Below are 24,114 nucleotides of genomic sequence, written 5' to 3'. Positions count from 1 at the left end.
AGCAGTATAATGAAAGAAAATAACAGGCGGAAAGTGGTGACGATGATGCGGAGAATTATTCTTGTGCGTCACGGTGTGAGCGAGTGGAATTTATTGAACCTGTTTACGGGCTGGACAGATGTAGACTTGAGTGAACAGGGTGTCACGGAAGCGAGAGAAGCTGGCCGGAAACTCAAGGAAGCCGGGATTGAATTTGATATGGCGTTCACGTCGGTTTTGAAACGGGCGATCAAGACTTGCCATATTGTTCTCGATGAAATGGATCAATTATGGATACCGGAAGTGAAAAGCTGGCGCCTCAATGAACGCCATTATGGTGATCTGCAAGGCCTGAATAAACAGCAGACAGCCGAAAAATATGGGGAAGAACAGGTCCTTAAATGGCGTCGGTCCTATAATACATTGCCGCCATTAATGGATCCGAATAACCCCTTGTCGCCAGCAAATGACCGTCGTTATGCCAATCTCCAGAAACGTGTCATTCCGATGGGAGAGAACCTCGAGACAACCTTGGAACGTGTCATCCCATTCTGGGAAGATCAGATCGCACCGGCAATATTGGATCGAAAAACGGTATTGGTTGCAGCCCATGGGAATTCCTTGCGGGCGCTGATCAAGTACCTCGAAGAAATACCTGATGATGAAATCATGCAACTGGAAATCCCTACCGGACAACCATTGGTCTATGAGTTGAATGATGACCTGACGATAATCAGAAAATACTATCTATAACAATAAAGATGCGGCCGGGAATCGGAATCCCGGCCGCATCTTTTATTGCGTTATTTTTCTTCAGTCATCAATTGAAAGTTGAAACGGACGTTACTGCTGGTTCCGTCCGGCAGGTAGGATCTTTCCACAAAAGTCACCTGGTCGGAATGGTCGATGAGGATCAAGGTGGTGGAGCGGGTGCCGTATCTTTCCGTCTGGATGAAATTAGCGGACACAGCACGCAAAATCGGTAAATCCAACGGCAGATCAGGCAGCTGGTCATCCGGCGGGGGCGTCCGATCCGCCATGATGCGGAAGATAGCCTCTTCATCAAAAGTTGAACTAGCCAGCGCTGCCATTGCCGCTTTTGTGTGGGTGACTTTCGGCCAAGGCGTATCGAGCGTGGCATTGCTGACGGAGTGGTTACCTGTTTGAAGGACGCTGATTTCATCCAAAATGTTGTTGTAATGATGGAGACTGTCGCGCGAGCCGACGATAAGATTGAAGCCGTTGTAGGCGGTCCGTTGTTGCCTGACCTTATTCAGATAATCGTCGGGTCCAGTACTGCCGGTCAAATAATCTATCACGAGGTTGCCGCGGGACAGTTTTTGGTCGGACTCCTGAGCGGTCGCCAAATAACTGTTGGTCACAGCGGCGATCTTGCCTTGTTTGGTGATCCCCAGCCACGTGCCGTGAGCGCTCAAGTCTTTTCCGGCCAACAGATCGGGATGCTCCGGCCAGAAGTGTGCAGCCAAGGATGGCCGGTCATATTGCTCATCCCGATTGGCCACGAGAATCAATTTGTACGATGCGTGTTGACTGAGTTGCAACGAAATCAAACACATAGCTATTCCCCCAGTAAGATGATCTTATTTTTATCAGTATAACACGCACCTGCCATGCGGCTGAAATGAAGAACCCCCGACAGAGGCAGGCCCTACTGAATGCAGCTCCACTGTTTATCCAAATTTTAAAACACGTCGGATATGAGCTATAATAAGGTTAACAGTAATACCATCACGCCAATTGGAATTGCAGCGACAGGATCAACACTACTCGAAGGGGTTGTTAAGGATGCTAAAAGATAGAAAAAAATATTGGACAGTACTGCTGGTCAGTCTTTTTCTGGCAAGTTGCAGCCAACCGCAAGAAACATCTGAAGAAGAAAGTTCCTCTCAAGCGACGGCGCAAAGCAGTTCGGCAGCCGGTACAGCGAGCAGCGAAACGGCAGCAACGTCGGCAGAATCCACGGAAGTCGGTGATCGGCTCGGAAAACTATCGAAAAGCTACATCGATATCATGGAAAGCGGCAATTACTATATGGCTTTCCGCTCCACTACGACATTTGAAGGCGAAATGATGGAATCCGAGACGATGATGACCGTTTCGGGTGACAGGACGGCGATGCATTCTAAGTCCGCAGATACCGACACGGTAATGGTGATGATGGATGGAAAAACCTATTTGATCGACCATGTCAACAAAACGGTAATGGCTATGCCTGAAACAATGATGGAAGGGGAAGAAACCCTACCGGAAATCCCGGAATCAAGCGAACCGGTCGAAGTGGATGACATCGAATACATCGGCAGCGGCAAGGAAGACGGCTTGGTGTACGAGGAATATCGCACAGAGAGCGGTACGCAGATCTTCTACTATTTTGATGGCTCCGACTTGAAAAAAATCAAGACGATCGATGAAGAATTTGAATCGGTCATGGAAATCCTGGAATTGTCCGATAACGTATCGGAGGATGCTTTTGAAATACCAGCAGACTATCAACAAGTGACCTATTGAATGAATTGATGGGAAATTGTTTTTATAGTTGAATGACTCTTTAGGGAAAAAAGGTTCGTGATCCCCGCAAGGGTCACGAACCTTTTTAGTACTATTTTTCAGGCTGGTTATCATGTTCCGGAACATCCCGGGCCACATCCACAGTCGCGAAATCCTTAACGGGTGTGGAGCCATTAAGCGGTTCAGGCTCATCCTCCGACAATTCAAATGTACCGGCTACGTCCCCGAAGTAACGATTATAGCGCAATTTGAATTTCTCGAGGATATGCTCGAAGAGAATCTTCAGCATCGCGAATAGCGGCACGCCTAAAATCATGCCGATAAAGCCAAGCAGATTGCCCATGATCAGCAAAACGATGATGATCATCAACGGATGCATCTTCAAGTTCCGACCCATGATGCTCGGTTCGATGATGTTGCCTTGAATGAGCTGCGCCAATGCCCAGACAACAACCATTTTCAGGAGCATGGCCGGAGAGGTGAAGGCCGCGACGAACAAAGCAGGGATAACCCCAATGGTGGCTCCGATGAAAGGAATGACAGCCGTCAAGGTAGCGATCAGGGCAAGGACGAAGGCGTAATCCAGGCCGATGATCAAATAACCGACTATCAGCAAGGCACCCAGACTCAAGGCTACGAGCAGCTGGCCTTGAACATAGGAACCGACCTGAATTGACATCTGTCTGGATATCTTTTCTATATCCTTGCGGAAAACAGGCGGGATATTCTTCATGACGAAAGGTTGGAACTTTCCTTGATCCTTCAGCATGAAGAAAAGGATGACCGGGAAAGTTACTGTCACGACCACTAAGCTGGAAATGGTGGAAAAAATGTTCATGATTTTTTCGCTCGAGTTGCCGACCCAGGCCAGAATCATGTCAGGGATACTGCCCACTGTGCTGTCCAGCCAACTTTGCGCTTGTTCATAATAATCCTTGAAGGTAGTGTTCGCGAGCAGTCTGTCGAAATAGGCGTTCATTTGTTCAATATAGGTAGGAAATTCATTGACCAAATTGGTTAGTTGGCTGGACAAAATCGGAACCAACAGGCCAACCCCATAGACCAACATCAAAATGAAGAGGACAAAGACGAGTGATGTCGCCATTCCTCGATTGATCCTCGATCTTTCGAGAAAGGTCACTATCGGATTGAAGAGATAATAGAAGACAATTGCTAAAATCACAGGTGCCACGATGGTCGAAAACATGACCTGCAGCGGTTTGAAAATGAAGGAGATGGTATCCATCGTGAAGACGAGCACGCCGATCAGGATAAGGATGGACAGGATAAAGATGATTGTTTTGCCGCCCAAAAAGGAGATGAGGCGGGTATCTTCAGTTATTATTTTTTTCGTTTCTTTTTTTTGCATAAGCTGTCCTTTCTGTTGCCGCCATCGGAGCGGATCCGTACTTTGGCATAATGGTTTTCTGATTTAAGTTTACCAGAGTTACGCTTGAAAGCCATACTGCAAAGGTCCTATTTCCAGATAATCCTGTCGTTCGGTTGAGGGTGTTTGAATGAAATGTGTTAAAATGACAGAACAAGAACTAGCGTTAGAGGAGGCAACGTATGAAATACAGCATCTATACACGCACCGGCGACAAAGGCAACACACGCATCGGAGGCGGAAAAGCTCTTCCAAAAAATGCCGAAAGAATCGAAGCTTTCGGCGTGCTGGATGGGCTGAATTCATGGTTCGGGCTGGTCTGCACGAAGAATGATTGTGGCGAGGATATCCAGGAGGATATGGCACTCATCCAACAGTTCCTGTTCGATTGCTCCTCCGATCTGTCTATACCCAAAGGGCACCGGGAGTATAAACTCGTACAGGATCACACCGACTGGTTGGAGAAGAAAATCGATATCTACAGCGAGGAGCCGGAAGAGATCCAGTATTTCATAATACCGGGCGGAACGGAACTGGCAAGCTGGTTCCACATTTTGCGGACGACGACCCGTGACGCGGAACGTCGAATCGTCTCCTTCATGGAGGCGGAGCCGGAAGAAGTGAATCCGTTCGTCCTGAAGTTCATCAATCGGCTTTCTGACTATCTGTTTGTCGTGGCCCGTGTCGTCAATGCCCGCAAAGGCGTTCCCGACGTCCCGTACGAGCGCAGCGAAAAAGTATTTCGCATTTCAAAAGAGCAAGACAGTTCCAAAGGGAAACCGAAATAAAGTAGGAGGCCAGGAATCGGTTTTTCCTCCGGCCAACAGTTCGCCCGCCGGAGGAAAACGGTCCTGCAGGGACCTCTTCTCAGGCGGACGCACCCCTAAACTCATTCACGCATTCATCCAATTAATAACGCACAAGGATCCCGGCAACAGACTGCCGGGATCCTTGTGCGTTTCGCTTATTTCACATTGAAAAATCAGCGCAATACCGCTGGCAAAGCTTCGATGAGATCCGAAGCCATCAAGCTGTATTCGGATTTTTCCTGGGCTGCGATATCCCCTGCCAAACCGTGGATGTAGACACCCAATTTGGCCGCCTCGGATGGGGCCAAACCTTGAGCCAACAAGCCGGCGATGATGCCGGTCAGGGCATCGCCCGAACCGCCTGTCGCCATGCCGTTGTTGCCGGTCGCGTTGATGTAATGCTCATCCTGATGGGCCACCACAGTCCGGGCGTCCTTCATGACAAAAGTTAGATCCGATTCAGCTGTGCAAAACTCCGCAGTCCCCAGGAGGTCCGCTTTTATTTCCGCCAAGTCCTTATCCAAAAGCCGCGCCAGTTCCTTCAAATGAGGGGTAAGGATGCTCCCCTTAGGAACGGTCTGCGCCACTGCGCTGATGCGGGAACGGGAATCGTTCCCCGGCAAAGCCGCGTCGTTGAAACGATCGGAAAGGATATTCAAGGCATCCGCATCGATAATCAAAGGGATCTGACTATTTTTGAGAACCAGATCGACTATCGTGCGGGCCACTTCGGACTTCCCGATTCCGGGTCCGACGACAATCGCATCGGCGCAGGAAATCGCGGCGATGATATTCAGGCGTTCGCTCTCCTTATCCAATCCGTCCGGTTGGTAGGTCGTCAGGATGGCTTCAGGCAGCTGCATTTGTAGGATGGCGCGGTTCTCATCCGGTGTGATTATCTGTACCAGACCTGCGCCGGTACGGTAGGCGGCTTTTGCCGAAAGGAAGGCAGCGCCGCTCATGTTTGCGGATCCGGCGATGATCACGACCCGGCCATAAGTGCCTTTGTTCGAATAGGCCGCGCGTCTCGGTAGCGAAAAAAGATCGCTCTCGTCATAGAACAGCACATTCGAAGAAATGACGTCCATGGCGCTCGGCGGGAAACCGATGTCGCTGACGATCAGTTTGCCGGTGTGCAAAGAACCGGGGTATAGCAGCTGGCCGATTTTTTCGATCCCGAAAGTGATGGTCACATCCGCACGGACAGCGGTCCCCAGCACTTGGCCATTGTCGGCGGAGATGCCGGATGGGATGTCGACAGCAAAGACATATCCTTGGAACGCGTTCATGAGTTGGATCGTCTCCGCGTATTTCCCTTCTGCAGGTCTGTCCAAGCCGATGCCGAAAATCGCATCGACCAAGACGGTGTAGCCTTTGAAATTGATTTCGCTGACGTCATCCCAGATGACCATATCCAAGTTTTCGATGATGTCGAGTTGTTTTTTGGACTCAGCGGATAATTTGTCGTGTTCGCCGATCAAGAATACATCCACCTGGAAGCCGTGGTTCAATAAAATGCGGGCTACTGCCATTCCGTCCCCACCGTTGTTGCCTGAACCGCAGACCACGAGGATGATGTCCTCTCTTGAAATGCGTTCTTCCATGGCTGAGACGACCTGATTCGCCGCATTTTCCATCAGCACCAAGGCTGGGATGCCGATTTCATTGATTGTAAAGGCGTCGATTTTTTTCATCTGTTGGCTGTTGACAAGTTTTTTCATTGAATATTCCTCCTGATGGTTGGTGGATGTCATTCCATTTTCACATTTGCTATTATACCATTCTTGATGCGCGAAAGAATACGGGGAGCCTGATATAGCTCTATGCTAGGCGGAAACCAAATGATTGCTTTAACAAGCATTGACTATTCTGCGCAACAATTTTCTGAAAACTTAGGGAAAACAGTCATTCACTTTTTATAAGTAATGTGATAATCTTATCAAGGAACTTGAATAAGGGAGGAATGTATGATGATCGAGCTGATTGCAACAGCCGAGTCAGTAGCGCAAGCCAAGGAATTGGTGGATTGCGGTGTAGATATACTATATATAGGAGAGGATGAGTACGGCCTTCGTTTGCCGTATTCCTTCACCAGAGAGGAACAACGTGAGGTCATTGCCTATGCGCACGAGAAAGGCGCGCAAGTCAGTGCAGCTGTGAATGCGATCTTCCATAACGATCGGATCAATCAAGTTAGCGAATATCTGGCTTTCCTGCGTGAAGCAGAAGTCGACAGCATCACGTTGGGCGACCCTGGCGTAGTGCAAGTCATGCGGGAACAGGATTTGTTCATCCCTTACCGTTATGATGCGCAAGTCATGGTGACTTCCAGCGGACAGATCAATTTCTGGGCGAAAAGGGGCGCGGTCGGTTCCGTTCTGGCCCGCGAAGTGCCTTTCGAGGAAATGAAAAAATTAATCCCGGGTGCGTTGGTGCCGGTTGAAGTATTGGTGTACGGTGCCACTTGCATCCACCAATCGAAACGCAATTTGCTTGAAAATTACTTCAATTTCATCGAGAAAGAGGAAATGGTGAATAAAGAACGCGGATTGTTCATTTCCGAGCCGAAAAAAGTGGATTCCCATTATTCCATCTATCAGGACCGCAACGGGACGCACATCTTCGCCAACAATGACCTTGATCTGATGCCTCATCTGGGCGACCTTACGGCTATCGGCGTCTCACAATGGATGCTGGACGGATTGTTCACCCCTGGAGGAAATTTTGTCGCGATCGCGAAACTGTTCGTGGAAGCGCGTGAATCCTTAACGGAAGGAATCTGGACGGAAGAATTGGCGGAACGCTTGGATGCCGAACTGCATGCTTTGCACCCCGCTAACCGTGAGCTGGATTCCGGGTTCTATTCCAAGGATCCGAACGAAGTTGTCTGATACTTTGATACTGAAAGAAAGAGAGTGTATATACATGCGAACAATAACAAAGAAGCCCGAGGTCTTGGCCCCGGGCGGAACATTGGAAAAATTGAAGACAGCCATCCATTACGGAGCTGATGCCGTCTATATCGGTGGAGAAGCGTACGGTTTGCGCAGCCGCGCAGGCAATTTCGACTATGAGGAAATGGCGGAAGCAGTCGCTTTTGCGCATAGCCATGGTTCGAAGATTTATGTCGCCGCAAATATGGTCACCCATGAAGGCAACGAGGAAGGCGCAGGCGAATTCTTCCGTACGATCCGCGATATCGGCATCGACGCGGTCCTGATTTCAGATCCGGCGCTGATGGAAATCGCCGTGACCGACGCACCCGGCTTGCCGATCCATTTGTCGACACAGGCTTCCGCGACCAACTATCAAACGCTCAATTTTTGGGCGAGCGAAGGCTTGGAGCGCGTCGTGTTGGCCCGTGAAGTATCGATGGCAGAAATTCAGGAAATGAACGAGAAGACCGATGTCGAAATCGAAGCCTTCGTCCATGGGGCGATGTGCATCTCCTACTCGGGCCGTTGTGTCCTGTCCAACCACATGTCGAACCGTGATGCCAACCGCGGAGGCTGCGCGCAGTCTTGCCGTTGGAAATATGGCTTGTTCGATATGCCGTTGTTGGGACAGCAGAACCCTGTAGGTGCCGGCGAAGAAGGCATCGAAGAAAAATTCTCCATGAGTGCCGTCGATCTGTCGATGCTGGAGCACCTGCCCGATTTGATCGAGAGCGGCGTCGACAGCCTGAAAATCGAAGGTCGCATGAAATCGATCCATTACGTTTCGACGGTAGTTAATGTTTATCGTAAAGCCGTGGATGCTTACTGCGCCGATCCGGACCATTACGAACTGAAGCAGGAATGGGTGGATGAATTGTGGAAAGTTGCGCAGCGCGAATTGGCGACCGGTTTCTTCTATAAAGATCCGACCGAGGATGAACAACTCTTCGGCCAGCGCCGCAAAATTCCGCGCTACGGTTTCATCGGCCAAGTGATGGCATACGATCCGGAAACGCAGATGGCTACGATCCAGCAGCGGAACAATTTCGGTGTCGGCGACGAAATCGAATTCTACGGACCGGGATTGCGCCACAACGTACTGACTGTGGAAGCCATCTGGAACGAACACGATGAAGCGATCGACCGTGCGCCTAACGCCATGATGATCGTTAAGATGAAGGTTCCTTTCGTGGTTGAACGCTTTGATATGATTCGCAAAAAGAAATAGACAATCGAAGACTTCAGATTTGCTTTTTTCAGGCTTGCCGTTTATAGTGATTAAGAACTGAATAGAAGTTTTTCCGTAAGGGAGTAACTAGCAGCCATGCTGCGGCAATGCCAACAATAAGTAGATCCGAGAGGGTCTTCTGGTGTTGCCTTAAATAGTGAGACTTACGCCTACCGTTTCTTGAGAGAGACGGTAGCGCGTAAGTCTCTTTTTTGTTTCTCAATTGCGGAGGAAAGTGGGTGAAAGCGGCAGAGACGTGGTACAACGATGGGGATAATTGATGCAACGGTGAACGATAAAAATAGATGACCCAACAGGAGGCTTACGAATGGAAAACGAAAGAATAAGCACAAAAACAATAGAAGTAAAACAAAATGCGGGCCATCCGCATAAGAACAAGCCGGGGGGAACTTCCTTGGCGGCATACCAGAAAAGCATGGAGACGATTTTTGCGGAAACTGGCAGCACTAGGGAAGGACTCAATGAGCAGGTCGTCGAAACTCGACAGGCAGAACGTGGATTCAACGAACTGGCGACGAAGGAACGGGATTCGGTTCTGAAGTTGTTTGTTGAGACGTTCAAGGATGCGATGGTCATCGTATTGCTGGCGGTCGCCACGATTCAGATGGTCATGGGACATGCGGCGGAATCCTTGATTATTTTTGCTGTGCTGATGATCAATGCAGTCGTCAGCGTCATCCAGACCCGCAAAGCGGAAGGTTCGCTGGATGCCTTGAAGAGCCTGTCCGCTCCGATGGCTAAGGTGAGAAGGGCTGGCGCAAGGCTGACCATTCCGGCAAGGGAATTGGTTGTCGGCGACATCGTCAGCCTCGACGCCGGCGATTATGTCCCTGCAGACGGCCGGCTGTTTGAAGCCAGTTCGCTCAAGGTGGATGAAGGGATGCTGACAGGGGAGTCCCTCCCTGCGGACAAGGAAGTGAAGGATATCAACGGCGCCGTGCCTATAGGGGATCGCTTCAATATGGTGTACAGTGGGACGCTGACGGTATACGGCCGGGGCGAGTTCGTGGTTACGGGCATCGCCAACGACACCGAAATCGGCAAAGTGGCGAACCTATTGGAAAATGCGCTGTCCAAGCAAACACCGCTCCAAAAGAATCTGGAGCATTTCAGCAAAAGGTTGGGCGTGGGAATCCTCGTGCTTTCCGGCATCATTTTCGGTATTCAGTTCATCCGCATGATGGGAGAAGGCACAACGGATATGGACGCAGGCATTTTGAGCGCCTTCATGTTCGCTGTAGCCGTTGCTGTTGCTGCCATTCCGGAAGCACTGCAGTCGATCGTGACGATCGTCCTTTCGATAGGTACGAAAAAGATGGCCAAGCAACATGCAATCATCCGCAAGTTGTCTGCAGTAGAAACATTGGGGTCGACCAGCATCATCGCCACCGACAAAACCGGAACCTTGACGCAGAACAAGATGACAATCGTCGATCACTATTTGGCGAATGGCCAATCCGGTGCTTTCAATGGTCATCCGCCAACGTGGTCATTCGATGAGCAACGACTGATGCAGATTGCTGTCTTGGCCAATGATGCCAGCATCAACACGGAAGGGCAGGAATTGGGGGATCCCACGGAAGTTGCCATGGTCGCCTTCAGCAACAAAGTAAACCAGCCCTTTGACGAGTTGCGGACAGCCTATCCCCGCGAAGCTGAACTGCCATTCGATTCAGAACGGAAGCTTATGTCAACGGTTCATACGATCGACGGCGAACGTTTGCTCCTGACTAAGGGCGGACCTGATGTCGTGTTTGGGCGCAGCACCCATGTATTGATGAACGGTGACGTGTTGCCTTTGACGAAGGAACTATTGGAAAAAATCAAAGAACAGAATGAACAGTTCTCGCATCGCGCCCTTCGTGTATTGGCTTTCGCTTACAGGCCGTTGGATGAAAAAGAGGCACTTGATTTTAATGTGGAGCACGATCTGATCCTAGTAGGTCTCATGGCGATGATTGATCCGCCCCGCGAAGCGGTATACGCCGCGGTTGAGGAATCGAAGAAGGCCGGCATCAAGACTGTGATGATCACCGGCGATCACAAAACGACGGCGCGCGCAATCGCCCGCGACATCGGCATTGCGGACGAGGAGGACCTCGCTTTGACTGGACAAGAGCTGGACAACCTCAGCGATCGGGAATTGGATGGCATCTTGGAGCGGGTATCCGTCTATGCCCGGGTATCCCCCGAAAACAAAATCCGGATTGTCCGCGCTTGGCAGAACAAAGGTCATGTCACCGCAATGACGGGTGATGGGGTGAATGATGCGCCGGCTTTGAAGCAGGCTGACATCGGCATCGCCATGGGTAGCGGAACGGATGTAGCGAAAGAGGCGGCAGCGATGGTGCTGACCGACGACAATTTTGTTTCCATCGTCAGCGCGGTCGGAGTCGGCCGGAACGTCTACGACAACATCAAGAAAGCCATCGCCTATCTCTTCTCTGGAAATCTGGGGGCGATCATCGCCATTATCGCGGCTCTCCTGATGGATTGGGTGAATCCGTTCACTGCCTTGCAGCTGCTGTTCATCAACTTGGTCAATGATTCCATTCCCGCGATTGCTTTGGGGATGGAAAAGGGTGAGCCTGACGTGATGTCCCGCAAACCAAGGAATCCGAACGAGGGAATCTTCTCCGGCGATACGCTCGTTTCGGTCATCTACCGGGGGGTGCTGATCGGCGCAGCCGTCATCCTTTCGCAATTCATCGGGCGCGGCTACTCGGCTGAGATGAGTGTAGCCATGGCGTTCTCTACATTGATCATCGCCCGAACACTGCAGACATTCCCGGCCCGTTCGAATTCCCAGACGGCCATCGGCGCAGGCTTCTTTGCCAACAAATATGTCCTTTATGCGGTAGCTTTCTGCAGCACCCTGTACGCAGTGACGTTGCTTCCGGCGGTGCGCGGCATCTTCTCGATACCGGCCGACTTCAGTTTGGTACAGTTTGGTATAGCAGCAGGCTTGGCCTTGGCGGCTGTCGTATTGATGGAAGCGACGAAGCTGATCATCAACCGAGTCAGAAACTGATAAATTCTCAAACAGAAAAGCAAAAAAACGGCCCGGGAAATTTGATTCCCGGGCCGTTTTTGCGATTAAGATATCATCAAGAAAAAAGTCGTTCTTTCGGCTGAGCCGGTACTTTGAACAGCAAGGCAATCACTGCAGCTATGACCGTGAAGACGAAAAGGAGCAGATAAAGATAATTCAGCCCGATTTGATCGATGATGGGGCCGGCCATCAATTGGAAGAAGATGGTGCCGATGTTCCTGGAGAACATCGCGACAACGGCCGTTCCCGTAGCAATCAGTTTCCGGTTCAACAAGGTGGAGACCATCTTGAGGTTCAGCATGATGAAGGTCCCGGAAGCGAAAAATTTGGTCAAGACGGTCGCTATGGAAAGTACCAAAAAGTCGCTCGACAGGAAATTGATCAGATACTCTGTCCCCGACAGGAACAAAATGGCCAGAAGGAGCTGTTTGTTCGTGAAATGGTCCATGAAACGATGCGAAAAAGCCATCGCGATGACTTCCGCAAACAGGGCAACTGTCAGGGTTGTGCTGACAAGTGCGACCGGAGCGCCCGTATCGGTCAATAGCAACGGCAGATAACTGGTGTTGACCGTGTTCGTGCCGAAAATGATGAACGCCAAAAGCAGATAAGTGATGAATAGTTTGTTCTGGAAGATGTTCTTGAGTGTATTGCCTCCGGAAGTATCCTCCTGCTTCTCGGATGAATGTACGGGAGAGGAAGCTACTTGATCCGGTTTAGGCAATAGATAAAGGAACACAATGCTTGCAAAATAACAGGCGAGATAGAGCACAAAAATCGATTTCGGGGATACAAAATCGTAGATGATCCCAGAAATCTGTTGTCCGGCCGCATAGCCGATTGTTCCCCAGAGGCGAATCTGGCCGAATCTGTAAGGGCTATTGGCCGCAAGCACATCGAACAGCGGTGCAAGCCCCAAGGTGATGGCGTTCGCCAAACCATACACGAGCCCGAAGAGCCAGTTACCTGTGAAGAAAAAGAGTCCACAGCTGATTAAAGCTGAAATCAACACATAGATGGTGACCGTTTTACGGGTTCCCCATTTTTCATTTGAATACCCGATAAGTCCTTGGATGATAAGTGCGATTATGTTTGAAAGGATAAGGATGAATGAAATTTCCGACCCGCTTTTTCCCATGTCGCGCATGTAGACGGTGATCAATGATGATAAAGCCGCCATGGACATAAAGTAGAAGATGAATAATATCACGTATTGCTGATACAGACGCTCCTTAAAATACCCCATCGAATTACATTCCCCCAATAAGTTCACTAGTATACAATATTCTAACACATGATCCGCTGATAAAGCTGTTTCTTTCTTAAATTGAAAAGTGCTTCGCAAATCTCGCGCCATTCTTCCCCGAAATTGTAAAAAGCGTTCGAAAGGTACCGCGCATCAGGCTTCGGATGCGTTATAATGATAGGTAACTATAGTAGTGGAAAGGAGGCGCTTGCTGATGTATCCAGAAACCCAAAAGAAAATCGCCGAGATGCTGGAAGGAAATGTTTTCCCAGGGGCGACCTACACCTTCATCGATAAGGACGAAACGGAAACCCAGCTGATTGGGTCAGCGGCGATCCTGCCCGAGCGGGAAGCCTTGCGGGAGGGCATGCTCTATGATGTGGCTTCTTTGACGAAGGTGATCGTCACGACGACGCTGCTGCTCCAGCTCCATGAGGAGGGGGAAATCAGCTTCGAGGATCCGGTACAGGCTTATCTGCCAGCATTCCCTTCCGCTGCGGTAACGATCCGTCATTTGCTGACGCACACGTCAGATTTGAAAGGCTACATCAAAAATCGCGATGCGCTGTCGGCCGAGGAACTCGCCACCGCCTTGATCGCCCTTGAGCCTGGAGAGCACCTAGGCAAAAAAGTGTTCTATACCGACACCGGTTTGATCCTAGCAGGCTTTATCATCGAGAAGCTGACCGGGAAATCGGTGGCGGACAATTTTGAGCAACGCATCAAGCGTCCGCTTGCCATGACGGCGAGCAGCTACCGACCAACCGATCCGATGAGCTGCGTTCCGACACAAAACCATCCGAACAGAGGGATGATCCGCGGTATGGTACACGACCCCAAAGCAGTGATCCTGGGCGGACACTGCGGGAGCGCCGGTCTGTTTGCGACGATGCAGGATCTGATCCGATTCAGTCAGATGCTGCTGCATTTTGGGGAGTGGGAAGTCCAGCGAATCTTGCGGAAAGAGACTGTCCAAGCCTTGCTGCAGGATTGGGGAAATGTCCAAGGCCAGCCGCGCTCCTTGGGATGGAACCTGTTTCAGGATGGGGAAGACTTTGTGTTGTGGCATACCGGCTACACCGGTACCTTCATGATACTGGATCCCAACCGGCAAAAAGCATTCCTGCTGCTTTCGAACCGGGTCCACCTCGAAGACCGCAGACCGGAATGGATAGCGGTCCGCGATGAGCTGATTGCAATTTATCTGAAGGAAGCCAATGAGGGGAAAATGAAATAACAAAAAAACGCCACTTTTTGGGTGGCATTTTTTTGCTGTCCTTGGATGGACGAATTTCTTCAGAAAGTGGACGGCGAAGTTGCAGCTTCACCGATCCGGTTCGGAGGTCTAAAGAAAAAGAGTAAATTCTCTCAGTAACTTCAGAGTATACAGTGATACTCTGAATATAGTATGACAGCTCATTAACATTTTGAATAGTAGCAAATGAGAATATTCACATGAAATCTAACGACCGGACTCTTGGGTACAGCCAACACCTGCACGATGCCATGCAAAAAAACGCATCACCACTCAGAAATTGAGTGGTGATGCGTTTTTTTGTTGTAGGGATTGTTAGGTGCTCCGACCCAACAATTCAACTAAGTGTCAGTCGCCCCAGACTTCGTCAGCGATTTGTTTGACCAATGCCAATTTCGCCCATTGTTGTTCTTCCGTCAGATTGTTTCCTTCTTCGGTTGAAGCGAAGCCGCATTGCGGGCTCAGGCATAATTGTTCCAAAGGCACGAATTTAGCAGCTTCAGCGATACGCGCTTTGACTTCGTCGCTATCTTCCAATTCCGGTGTCTTTGAAGTTACAAGACCTAGGATGATTTGGCCGTCGCCTTTGTAGTAGCGCAATGGTTCGAATCCGCCGGCGCGGTCGGTGTCGTATTCCAGGAAGAAGCCGTCATAGCCGGTTTCGCCGAACAGCTCTTTCGCAACAGGCTCATAAGCGCCTTCCTGCGAATAGGATGAGCGGAAGTTACCGCGGCAAATATGCGTCGTGACGACTAGATCTTCAGGCAAACCGATCTGGATGTTTTTGACGTTTTCAGTAGCGACGCGTTTCAATTCATCGTAAGTTTCCTGAGAGCCGAAAATTTCCAGCGCTTTGTCCGAACAAAGGTCGCCCCAGAAAGTGTCATCAATCTGGATGTAACGGTTACCCAGCGAATAGAAGTGCAGGATCGTGTCGCGGTATGCCTGCTGCAGGTCGGCAGCGTACTCTTCCAAAGTAGGATAGATTTCTTCGTTGCGGAAACCGAGGCGGATCAATTGGTTCGGGCTCGGGATCGATACTTTCGCAACGGCTCTGTCGCCGACTGCTTCAGCCAAGAAAGCATAGTCCGCAAAGAAGGGGTGTTCCGGATTAAAGGCGATCTTGCCGATATTGCGCACGCTGTGGGCGCTGGTCACAACGTTGTGGAATTGTTTTCCTTGCGCCGCAAGATAACCTTCAAAGCCCAAGAGATTCTCAAGAAAATCAAAATGCCAATAAGAGCGTCTGAACTCGCCGTCCGTGATGCCTGTGTAGCCAAGCTCAATCTGTTTGTCGACGATGCGCGTGATCTCAATATTTTCGATTTCGCGCAAGGCTTCCTTCGTGATTGAGCCTTCAGCCAGCTCTTTGCGGGCTTTTTTGATGCTTTCGGGACGCAGGAAGCTTCCTACGTGGTCTGCGCGGAATGGCGCTTTCGTTCTGCTTAAAGTTGTCTGTGTTGTCATGATATTTTCCTGCTTTCTTTTTTGTATTTTTTTGCAAAAAAATACGTCCTTGCGCATTGTGCTGCGCAAGGACGTATGAAAGATTCATCGTGTTACCACCTTGTTTCAGAAAAACCTCTCGATTTTTCCCTTAACCAGTACGCCGCAGCAAATCGCTGTTCCGGGATACTGTGATGCTGTAACGGGCATTCCCGTGGAGGGCTAAGGTTCTAAAAGAGCGTTCGCCGTCCACTCACTCGAAGACCATTTTCCGGATAGCATCCCTGTCCTCTTCTCAACTGCCGAGGTTCTCTGTGCATTTCGTCCATCCGTACTTATCTTTTCAATGTGAATTTATTTTGAAATTTAAATACATAATAACAAGCGGATAAGAATCAGTCAAACCTTTTTTCATCAATTTTTCATCTTGAGTCATTTTAACATGCTTTTTTTCTGTCCAAGAAGGGAATTGCAATTCATGTTGTGAGGGTATATACTGCACATAGATAGATGTCTATGTGCAGGCCGCCAAGATCGACGGAGCGAGCTGAAGTGCCTTAAATGACAGCAGGAAAAGAGGAAATAAATATGGCAATCGAATACAAAACATATGCGAAATATCTGAAAGTATTATCGGACGAAACCAGATTGGAAATCATGGATTTATTGTCGGAAGGCGAAATGTGCGCCTGTGCGTTATTGGATCAATTTTCAATCACACAACCAACCTTGTCTTATCACATGAAGATGATGAAAGATTGCGGCCTTGTGGACAGCAGAAAAGATGGTATTTGGGTCAAATATTCCGTGAATCATGAAAAGTTGGATGAACTGAAGGACTTTTTTCAGACAATGGCCAAGCAAAACACAACTGTATAGCACGAGAGAGCAGGGGATGGAAATGGAAATCAAAATACTGGGACCAGGATGCCGCAACTGCGAGAAACTACAGGCAAATGCAACCGAGGCACTGAAGACAATTGGCATGGAAGCCACCATCACCAAAGTGGAAGACCCGAAAGAAATCGCAAAATACGGCATCATGCAGACACCGGGGCTGGTCATCAATGAAAAGGTCGTCTCCTATGGGCGGATCTTGACGCCCAAGCACATTGCAGAACTGCTGCAAAAGTGACGAACAGAGAAATACACCTATCTTTGGATGGAAAAGCTGCGAAAATCGGGGTTTGGCTCCGGCATGATCGCAGCTTTTTTGAAGCCATCAACTACCCGAAAATAACACATTGACATTTATCTATGTGCCGGCGTATACTATTACATAGATAAACATCTATGTGATAGGTGGAAAAATATAAATTAGAAGGTGCAGTTCATCATGGGAATTTTTCAATGGTTAAATGATCAGTTATTAAAAATGCAGTGGCTCAGCGATTTGGTCGGTGTGCTTGTCCGGGATGTCTTCGGATTGGACCTCGCCAGTAGGGTAGGCGCCAGTATCCATTTCTTCATCTACGACGTCATCAAAATTTTCATTCTGTTGTCGGTGCTGATTTTTTCCATTTCATACGTGCAAAGCTTCTTTCCACCTGAGCGGACGAAGAAAATATTGGGACGCTTTGATGGAATCACCGCCAATATTCTGGCGGCATTATTGGGGACGATTACACCGTTCTGTTCCTGTTCTTCAATTCCGCTTTTCATCGGGTTCACCGGATCAGGCTTGCCGTTGGGTGTGACGTTTTCGTTCCTGATCTCTTCACCGCTTGTCGATTTGGCATCGATCATCCTCTTGGCCAGCATCTTCAACTGGAAGATTGCCATTGCCTATGTCGTTGTGGGATTGATCCTTGCGGTTGTCGGCGGAACCTTCATCGGGAAAGCGCACCTGGAGGACCAGGTCGAATCCTTTGTGTTCGGCAGCCCGACAATTGAACTGGAGGAAGCCGAGTTGACAAGGAAAGACCGTGTCGATTATGCGGTCGATCAGGTGAAGGAAGTCGTCCAGAAAGTATGGATTTACGTGCTTCTTGGGGTCGGCATCGGGGCTGCCATCCACAACTGGATTCCGGAATCTGTCATCACAGCTCTATTGGGCCAGGATAAATGGTATTCGGTATTGGTGGCAACATTCGTCGGCATTCCGATGTACGCGGATATTTTCGGGACGCTGCCCATCTCCGAAGCGCTTGTCGCAAAAGGTGTCGGATTGGGAACCGTATTGTCCTTCATGATGGGCGTGACGGCGTTGTCCTTGCCGTCGATGGTCATGCTGAAGCAGGTCGTCAAACCGAAATTGTTGGGGCTTTTCTTTGGGATTGTGGCAGTCGGCATTGTCATCATCGGCTATGTGTTCAATTTCTTGGGACCTATTTTTATGTAATCAAATCAAAAATAATAAGCTGGAGGAATCATCATGGAAATCAAAATTTTGGGTATAGGCTGCAAAAATTGCGTGAATCTGGCCAAAAATACGGAAGAGGCATTGAAGGAATTGGGGATGGAAGCGACCATCACAAAAGTGACCGACATGAAGGACATCGCCAAATATGGCATCATGCGTACACCGGGATTGGTCATCGACGAGAAAGTCGTATCCTACGGTAAAGTCGCCAGTACGGAAGAAATCGCAGAAATGTTGAAAAAATAAGCAAGTTATCAAAAGTGTGGGGAAGTGAAACATTTATCCCCGCACTTTTTTTGTTTCTTGTTGAATTCAGCATTGACTATAGATAGAAGAAAATCTATATTATAAGAGTACCAATATTTAATTGAAATCAATACAAGCTTCACCTTTAAATAGAAAGAGAATAAGGAGACACGAAAAATGACAAACATCACTATTTTTGAACCGGAAACAAGCAGCAGCTTGTTCAGCAGCCAGGATGCCCTGCGCATTGCAGCAGTAATCGAGGCCTTGGCGGATTTGGAGAACTACGAGGCATTGCTTTTTAATTTGACCGATGACGCGGATCAGTTCGCGCTCAACAAGGTTGTTAACGAAAAAATCGAGGCAGAAGGCAATAGCGTGTTGCCGATCACAGTCGTGGACGGAGAAATCGTCAAAAGCGGAGGCTATCCGACCAACGATGAAATCACAAGCTACATCGGCGTCCGCTTTATTGAAGAATCGGAAGGCTCTTGTGGTTGCGGAGGCTGTGGTTGTGGCGGTTCTGAGGAATTTGCCGAAACAGAAAAATTAGAAAAAGAAGAGTCAGGTTGCGGTTGCGGCCGCAGCGAAAAAGGTGGCTGCGGCTGTGGTGGCCATGGCCATCACCATAACCACAAGCATGAGGAAGCTGCAACAGCAAGCAAGGGCTCTTGCGCTTGCGGTAATGGTGGTTGCTGTTAGAACGATACAGAATACGCGTGATTCGGGGATATCCCCGGCTCGCGTTTCTTTTTCCAGCATAGATAGAAAAACGTCTATATAAAAAGGAGTATCAGCAACAATGGATTATGAAAATTATGCAAAAATCGCAAAGGCTTTGGCCGACCCGAAGCGCGTCAAAATTGTCGATATGCTTTCCTGCGGGGCCATGTGTGCCTGCGACATACTGGAACATTTCGATTTTACCCAGCCTACTTTGTCCCATCACATCAATCTGTTGGTGAAGGCGGGACTGGTGACGACGGAAAAATCCGGCACGTGGCATTATTACGACCTGAATAAAGGCGCCTTCGAAAAATTCAAGACGGATACAGCAGAACTGATGGCCAATACACCGGCATGCATCTGTGAACCTGTACGGGCAAAAGCTGTGTGCAGAACGGAAGAAAAAGAACTGATCAAGTGACGATAAAATGGTGCTGAAAAGAGCGAAAAAAAATAAATGGGGGTATAATAATATGAGTGGCAAAGAGCAAACAAGCATTTCATTCTTCAATAAATATCTGAGTGTCTGGGTAGCAATCTGTATGGTGGTGGGGGTTCTGGTCGGTAAATATCTGCCGGCCATACCTGAATTCTTCGGGAAATTTGAATATGCGAACGTCTCGATCCCGACAGCCGTGTTGATCTGGGTCATGATCTATCCGATGATGATGAAAGTGGACTTCCAAAGCGTCCGGGATGTCGGAAAGAATCCGAAAGGGTTGTATGTCACTTGGGTAGTGAACTGGCTGATCAAGCCTTTTACCATGTACGCCATATCCGCGTTTTTCTTCTTTGTCGTCTTCAAAAATTTCATTACGCCCGAGTTGGCGACGGAATATTTGGCCGGTGCGATCCTCTTGGGAGCCGCCCCGTGTACCGCGATGGTCTTTGTCTGGAGCCAATTGACAAAAGGCAATCCGGCGTACACAGTCGTCCAAGTAGCGACCAATGATCTGATCATCCTGGTTGTATTTATCCCAATCGTCAAATTTTTATTGGGCGTCAGCAATGTTACAGTTCCTTGGGATACCTTGATCCTGTCCGTCGTGTTGTTCGTTGTGATTCCGTTGGTCGGTGGCGTTTTGACGCGGATCTTCGTCACAAAGAAAAAAGGCGTCGCTTATTTCGAAAAAGATTTTCTTTCGAAATTTGATGGTGCAACTACTGCAGGGCTTTTGTTGATGCTGGTCTTGCTGTTCTCTTTCCAAGGAGAGGTTATTCTGGAGAACCCGTTGCACATTTTGATGATCGCAGTGCCTTTGATCCTGCAGACATTCCTGATTTTCTTTATCGCCTATTTTGCAAGCAAGGCCTTGAAGCTTCCATATGCAATCGCCGCACCAGCCGGAATGATCGGCGCATCGAACTTTTTTGAATTATCGGTCGCGGTTGCCATCGCGTTGTTCGGCATGGATTCTCCGGCAGCATTGGCGACGGTTGTGGGCGTCTTGACGGAAGTGCCGGTGATGCTGATTTTGGTGAAAATCGCCAATTCGACAAGACACTGGTTTCCCGGAGAAGAAAATAGTGTAGTGAATCCTATAAAGACGGTAAAATAAACCACCTTAACTGAAAAGGAGAAATTATTATGAAAATCATCGTAATCGGTTCAGTAGCAGCGGGCACTTCCGTTGCAGCCAAAGCACGCAGAAATACAGAGGAGGCAGAAATAGTCGTCTATGACCAAGGAAAGGACATCTCCTATTCAGTCTGCGGTATCCCCTACAAAATCGGTGGGGAAGTCGATTCAGTGGATCGCCTGACGCCGCGTGATGCGAAATGGTTCAAAAAGAGATATGATGTTTCCATCTTTACGGAACATAAAGTGATGAAAGTGGATCATGAAGCCAAAAAGATTCAAGTTAAAGATCTGAAGACCGGCGAAATCAAAGAGGACGCTTATGATGTGTTGGTTTTTGCGACAGGTGCGGCGCCGCTTACGCCTCCCCCGTTCGATCAGGGTGCCTACGACAATGTCTTTCATGTCCGTAACATCCAGGACCTTCGCGATATTGAAAGTTATTCGGAAGCGAAACAACCGAAAAAAGCACTGATAATCGGTGCTGGTTTCATCGGTCTGGAAATGGCCGAACAACTTGTGTATAAAGGTTGGGACGTCACCATTGTTCAGTTGGAAAATCAAGTGATGCCGCCGATGGATGCGGATATGGCTTTCCGGGTTGAAGAAGTGCTGATGGCCAATGGGGTGCATTTGCACCTCGGGGATACGGTCAAGACCATCGAGGGTAAGGGGACCGTCAAAAAAGTGGTGACGACAAAAGGCGCCACAATCGAAACGGATATTGTCATTTTGGCTGCCGGCGTGCGTCCGAATATCCAACTGCCGAAGGAAATCGGCGTCACAATCGGAGCGACGGGTGCAGTTGCCGTCAACAGCAAAATGCAGACGAATATCCCGGATGTTTATGCGGTCGGAGACGTTGCTGAAAGTTTCTCGGTTATCACAGGCAAACCGATTTACCGTCCATTGGGCTCTACGGCCAACAAGATGGGACGGATCGCCGGTGATGTGATTACAGGTGGTAATTTGGAACACCGCGGGGTGCTGGGTACCGGCATCTTCCGGGTATTCAATCTGCATGTCGGCCAGACAGGCATGACCGAAAGAGAAGCGAAGGCAGCCGGTTATTCCGTGGAAGTCCTTTACAACATCAAACCGGACCACGCTGAATACCTTGGCGGCAAGGAACTGATCATCAAGGCCTTGGCGGATAAAGCTTCCGGACGCGTTTTGGGTGCTCAAATTGTAGGAACTCAAGGTGTGGACAAACGGATCGATGTCCTTGCCACGGCCATCACCTTCAAGGCGAAAGCGGAAGATCTGTTCCATTTGGACCTGGCTTATGCCCCGCCGTTCGCAACGACAAAAGATTCTATCCATTATACAGGCATGGCGTTGGATAACGCCTTGCACAGAAATCCTTTGATGACGCCTGCCCAATTGGTCGAAACGCAACATAAAGGCGAAACCATCCAAGTGGTCGACACGCGTTCCGCCAAGGACTTCGAGAAGGGGCACGTCCAAGATGCAATCCACATCCCATTAGGGGAACTGCGTGCACGCGCCGGTGAGCTTTCCAAAGAGATTCCGACAGTTACCTACTGCAATAAGGGAGTAACCGGAAATGCCGCTCAGAATGTCCTGATCAATTTAGGCTTCCAGGAAGTCTACAACCTTTCCGGCGGCAATAAAAATTATCAAAGTTACCTCAAAATGCTGAAAAGAAAAAGCTGATAGGTGAGGCGCTGAATGTATGGGAGAAATGGAGTATCCAAAATGGATTCTCCATTTTCTTTGCATTAAAATCTGATTAGGGGTAGCAATTGTCAAAACGAATGTTAGAATGAAAAGTAAGTCAAATGTTGGGAGGATGCATTCATGAATTATGATTTTGAAACGCCCGTCAACCGGAGCAACACCGGTTCCGAAAAATGGGCAGCCATGTACAGAAGCAATCCGAATGTGGGAAAGGATGTTTTTCCTTTTTCCGTAGCGGATTTGGACATAAAGACAGCGCCGCAGATCGTCAAAGGGCTGCAGGAATATATCGAAACAGCCGTGATGGGCTACGATTTGCCGACCGAAGACTATTACCGTGCAATCATCAACTGGATGGGCAACCGCCATTCTTGGGAAATCAAGAAGGAATGGATCATCTGCACACCGGGCATCATCGCGGCGTTCTATTCCGCTATCCGGGCATACACCGAACCGGGTGACGGCGTCCTTTACATGGGACCGGTCTATTACCCGTTCATGAAGTCAATCAAAAACACGAAACGGACGTTGATCAACAATTCGTTGGTCCGCAACGGAGATCGTTACGAAATCGATTTTGAAGGCTTGGCCGAGAAAGCCAAAGATCCGAACACGAAGCTGATGCTGTTCAGCAACCCGCATAATCCGGTCGGCCGCGTCTGGACCAAAGCGGAACTGGCGCAAGTGGTCGAGATCTGCGCCGCCAATGATGTCGTGATTTTGGCGGATGAAATCCACCACGATCTGATCATGCCCGGGCATATCTTTACGCCGATGGCAGCCATATCGGAAGCAGCAGCGGACATCTGCATCACGGCAACCGCCGCCAGCAAGTCCTTCAATATCGCGGGCCTGCGCAATTCCAATGTCATCATTTCGAATCCGGAGCTCCACACGGCATTCAAGATGGATATGGAAATGACCGGCATCGGCGGGGGAACCAATGTCATCGGTTTGAAAGCGACAGAAATTGCCTATACGGCAGCCGAGGACTGGTTGGAAGAATTCAAAGCTTTGATTTGGCACAACCACGAGACGTTAAAGGATTTCTTGGCGAAGGAACTGCCTGAAGTGACCGTCTTCGATCTGGAAGGAACCTATCTGCAATGGATGGACTTCAGTGCCTTCGGTTTGTCGCACAAGCAATTGGAAACCATCACAGAGCAGGAAGCGCAAGTGTTCCTGGATGAAGGCTACATATTCGGGGACGAGGGTCGCGGATATGAGAGAATCAGCCTAGGTGCTCCAACGAAAACGCTGATGGAAGCGATGGAACGCCTAGTCACAGTCATGCAAAAATACCGGAAATAAAATCAATAGAAAAACTGTGGGCTGTCTCGTTGCGAGGCAGCCTTTGATTTGCGGGGAACCCACGAGCAGCGCGCTGCTCCGGTGAACGGAGGCTTGGCCGGAGTTCAGCCGCGTCCTCCGGCGGGCGGATTCCTTACCGGAGTAGAGGATCGCTCCAGACAACCTCCTCCGACCAACCGGGATCTGGTTTTGCCAACAACAATATCTAAAGAATTTGATAAAATTACACCAACGTAAGCATCCTTCATCCTTTCTTCACAATCGGATGCTATACTGTAGAGTAAATAAAAGAAAGGTTGAT

At 49.2% G+C, this 24,114-nt stretch carries 21 protein-coding genes; 16 read left to right on the top strand and 5 right to left on the bottom strand.

Annotation, left to right across the window (positions count from 1 at the left end):
- Positions 1–45 precede the first annotated feature (45 nt).
- Positions 46–732 carry a 2,3-diphosphoglycerate-dependent phosphoglycerate mutase gene (gene gpmA, locus WBM30_RS02500; protein ID WP_424899213.1) on the top strand — a complete coding sequence of 229 codons (687 nt, stop codon included), beginning with the start codon at positions 46–48 and terminating at the stop codon, positions 730–732.
- A 50-nt stretch (positions 733–782) separates the two neighbouring features.
- On the opposite strand, the gene WBM30_RS02495 is transcribed toward gpmA, so the two are convergent.
- A complete protein-coding gene (locus tag WBM30_RS02495; RefSeq protein WP_424899212.1) occupies positions 783–1,556 on the bottom strand; it encodes an NRDE family protein in 774 nt (257 codons plus the stop codon).
- Positions 1,557–1,785: 229 nt separating this feature from the next.
- Here WBM30_RS02495 and WBM30_RS02490 point away from each other — a divergent pair, with 229 nt between their 5' ends.
- Positions 1,786–2,508, top strand: coding sequence for a hypothetical protein (locus WBM30_RS02490; RefSeq protein ID WP_424899211.1), 723 nt, complete (start codon positions 1,786–1,788; stop codon positions 2,506–2,508).
- Positions 2,509–2,599: 91 nt separating this feature from the next.
- Here the strand turns inward: WBM30_RS02490 and WBM30_RS02485 are convergent, their stop codons facing one another.
- Positions 2,600–3,877 (bottom strand): AI-2E family transporter, encoded by a 1,278-nt coding sequence (locus tag WBM30_RS02485; protein WP_424899209.1) that lies wholly within the window; start codon positions 3,875–3,877, stop codon positions 2,600–2,602.
- 200 nt (positions 3,878–4,077) lie between these two features.
- Here WBM30_RS02485 and WBM30_RS02480 point away from each other — a divergent pair, with 200 nt between their 5' ends.
- Positions 4,078–4,683: a cob(I)yrinic acid a,c-diamide adenosyltransferase gene (locus tag WBM30_RS02480; protein ID WP_424899208.1), complete on the top strand. Its 606-nt coding sequence runs from the start codon at positions 4,078–4,080 to the stop codon at positions 4,681–4,683.
- Between the two features lie 194 nt (positions 4,684–4,877).
- Here WBM30_RS02480 and WBM30_RS02475 read toward each other — a convergent pair whose 3' ends face one another.
- Positions 4,878–6,425 (bottom strand): NAD(P)H-hydrate dehydratase, encoded by a 1,548-nt coding sequence (locus tag WBM30_RS02475; RefSeq protein ID WP_424899207.1) that lies wholly within the window; start codon positions 6,423–6,425, stop codon positions 4,878–4,880.
- Positions 6,426–6,674: 249 nt separating this feature from the next.
- On the opposite strand from WBM30_RS02475, the gene WBM30_RS02470 reads away from it, so the two are divergent.
- From WBM30_RS02470 to WBM30_RS02460, 3 genes are all read left to right on the top strand, one after another.
- On the top strand, positions 6,675–7,595 hold the full coding sequence (locus WBM30_RS02470) for a peptidase U32 family protein (protein WP_424899206.1): 921 nt from the start codon (positions 6,675–6,677) through the stop codon (positions 7,593–7,595).
- Positions 7,596–7,629: 34 nt separating this feature from the next.
- Positions 7,630–8,868 carry a peptidase U32 family protein gene (locus WBM30_RS02465; protein ID WP_424899205.1) on the top strand — a complete coding sequence of 413 codons (1,239 nt, stop codon included), beginning with the start codon at positions 7,630–7,632 and terminating at the stop codon, positions 8,866–8,868.
- Between the two features lie 436 nt (positions 8,869–9,304).
- Entirely contained in the window at positions 9,305–11,920 is a 2,616-nt protein-coding gene (locus WBM30_RS02460) for a cation-translocating P-type ATPase (RefSeq protein ID WP_424899417.1), read from the top strand.
- A 76-nt stretch (positions 11,921–11,996) separates the two neighbouring features.
- Here the strand turns inward: WBM30_RS02460 and WBM30_RS02455 are convergent, their stop codons facing one another.
- On the bottom strand, positions 11,997–13,187 hold the full coding sequence (locus WBM30_RS02455; protein ID WP_424899204.1) for an MFS transporter: 1,191 nt from the start codon (positions 13,185–13,187) through the stop codon (positions 11,997–11,999).
- Positions 13,188–13,401: 214 nt separating this feature from the next.
- Between WBM30_RS02455 and WBM30_RS02450 the strand changes: the two genes are divergently transcribed.
- On the top strand, positions 13,402–14,424 hold the full coding sequence (locus WBM30_RS02450; RefSeq protein ID WP_424899203.1) for a serine hydrolase domain-containing protein: 1,023 nt from the start codon (positions 13,402–13,404) through the stop codon (positions 14,422–14,424).
- A 366-nt stretch (positions 14,425–14,790) separates the two neighbouring features.
- Here WBM30_RS02450 and WBM30_RS02445 read toward each other — a convergent pair whose 3' ends face one another.
- Positions 14,791–15,909: a 5-methyltetrahydropteroyltriglutamate--homocysteine S-methyltransferase gene (locus tag WBM30_RS02445; protein ID WP_424899202.1), complete on the bottom strand. Its 1,119-nt coding sequence runs from the start codon at positions 15,907–15,909 to the stop codon at positions 14,791–14,793.
- A gap of 567 nt (positions 15,910–16,476) precedes the next feature.
- Here WBM30_RS02445 and WBM30_RS02440 point away from each other — a divergent pair.
- From WBM30_RS02440 to WBM30_RS02400, 9 genes are all read left to right on the top strand, one after another.
- Positions 16,477–16,767, top strand: coding sequence for an ArsR/SmtB family transcription factor (locus WBM30_RS02440; protein WP_424899201.1), 291 nt, complete (start codon positions 16,477–16,479; stop codon positions 16,765–16,767).
- A 22-nt stretch (positions 16,768–16,789) separates the two neighbouring features.
- On the top strand, positions 16,790–17,023 hold the full coding sequence (locus WBM30_RS02435) for a thioredoxin family protein (protein ID WP_424899200.1): 234 nt from the start codon (positions 16,790–16,792) through the stop codon (positions 17,021–17,023).
- A 201-nt stretch (positions 17,024–17,224) separates the two neighbouring features.
- On the top strand, positions 17,225–18,229 hold the full coding sequence (locus WBM30_RS02430; protein WP_086987220.1) for a permease: 1,005 nt from the start codon (positions 17,225–17,227) through the stop codon (positions 18,227–18,229).
- Between the two features lie 33 nt (positions 18,230–18,262).
- Complete coding sequence (locus tag WBM30_RS02425) at positions 18,263–18,496, top strand: thioredoxin family protein (protein ID WP_086987221.1); 234 nt, start codon at positions 18,263–18,265, stop codon at positions 18,494–18,496.
- 177 nt (positions 18,497–18,673) lie between these two features.
- A complete protein-coding gene (locus tag WBM30_RS02420; protein WP_424899199.1) occupies positions 18,674–19,198 on the top strand; it encodes an arsenic metallochaperone ArsD family protein in 525 nt (174 codons plus the stop codon).
- A 100-nt stretch (positions 19,199–19,298) separates the two neighbouring features.
- Complete coding sequence (locus WBM30_RS02415) at positions 19,299–19,643, top strand: ArsR/SmtB family transcription factor (protein WP_424899198.1); 345 nt, start codon at positions 19,299–19,301, stop codon at positions 19,641–19,643.
- A 52-nt stretch (positions 19,644–19,695) separates the two neighbouring features.
- The gene (gene arsB, locus WBM30_RS02410) at positions 19,696–20,781 is read left to right on the top strand and encodes an ACR3 family arsenite efflux transporter (protein WP_424899197.1); all 1,086 of its coding nucleotides are present in this window, start codon (positions 19,696–19,698) and stop codon (positions 20,779–20,781) included.
- 29 nt (positions 20,782–20,810) lie between these two features.
- Positions 20,811–22,478 (top strand): FAD-dependent oxidoreductase, encoded by a 1,668-nt coding sequence (locus WBM30_RS02405; protein ID WP_424899196.1) that lies wholly within the window; start codon positions 20,811–20,813, stop codon positions 22,476–22,478.
- Between the two features lie 144 nt (positions 22,479–22,622).
- A complete protein-coding gene (locus tag WBM30_RS02400; RefSeq protein ID WP_424899195.1) occupies positions 22,623–23,813 on the top strand; it encodes a MalY/PatB family protein in 1,191 nt (396 codons plus the stop codon).
- The last annotated feature ends 301 nt before the right edge of the window (positions 23,814–24,114 follow it).

This window comes from Trichococcus sp. (assembly GCF_049684335.1).
In the GTDB taxonomy this organism is placed as follows: domain Bacteria; phylum Bacillota; class Bacilli; order Lactobacillales; family Aerococcaceae; genus Trichococcus.
This window is presented reverse-complemented; position numbering and strand designations above follow the sequence as displayed.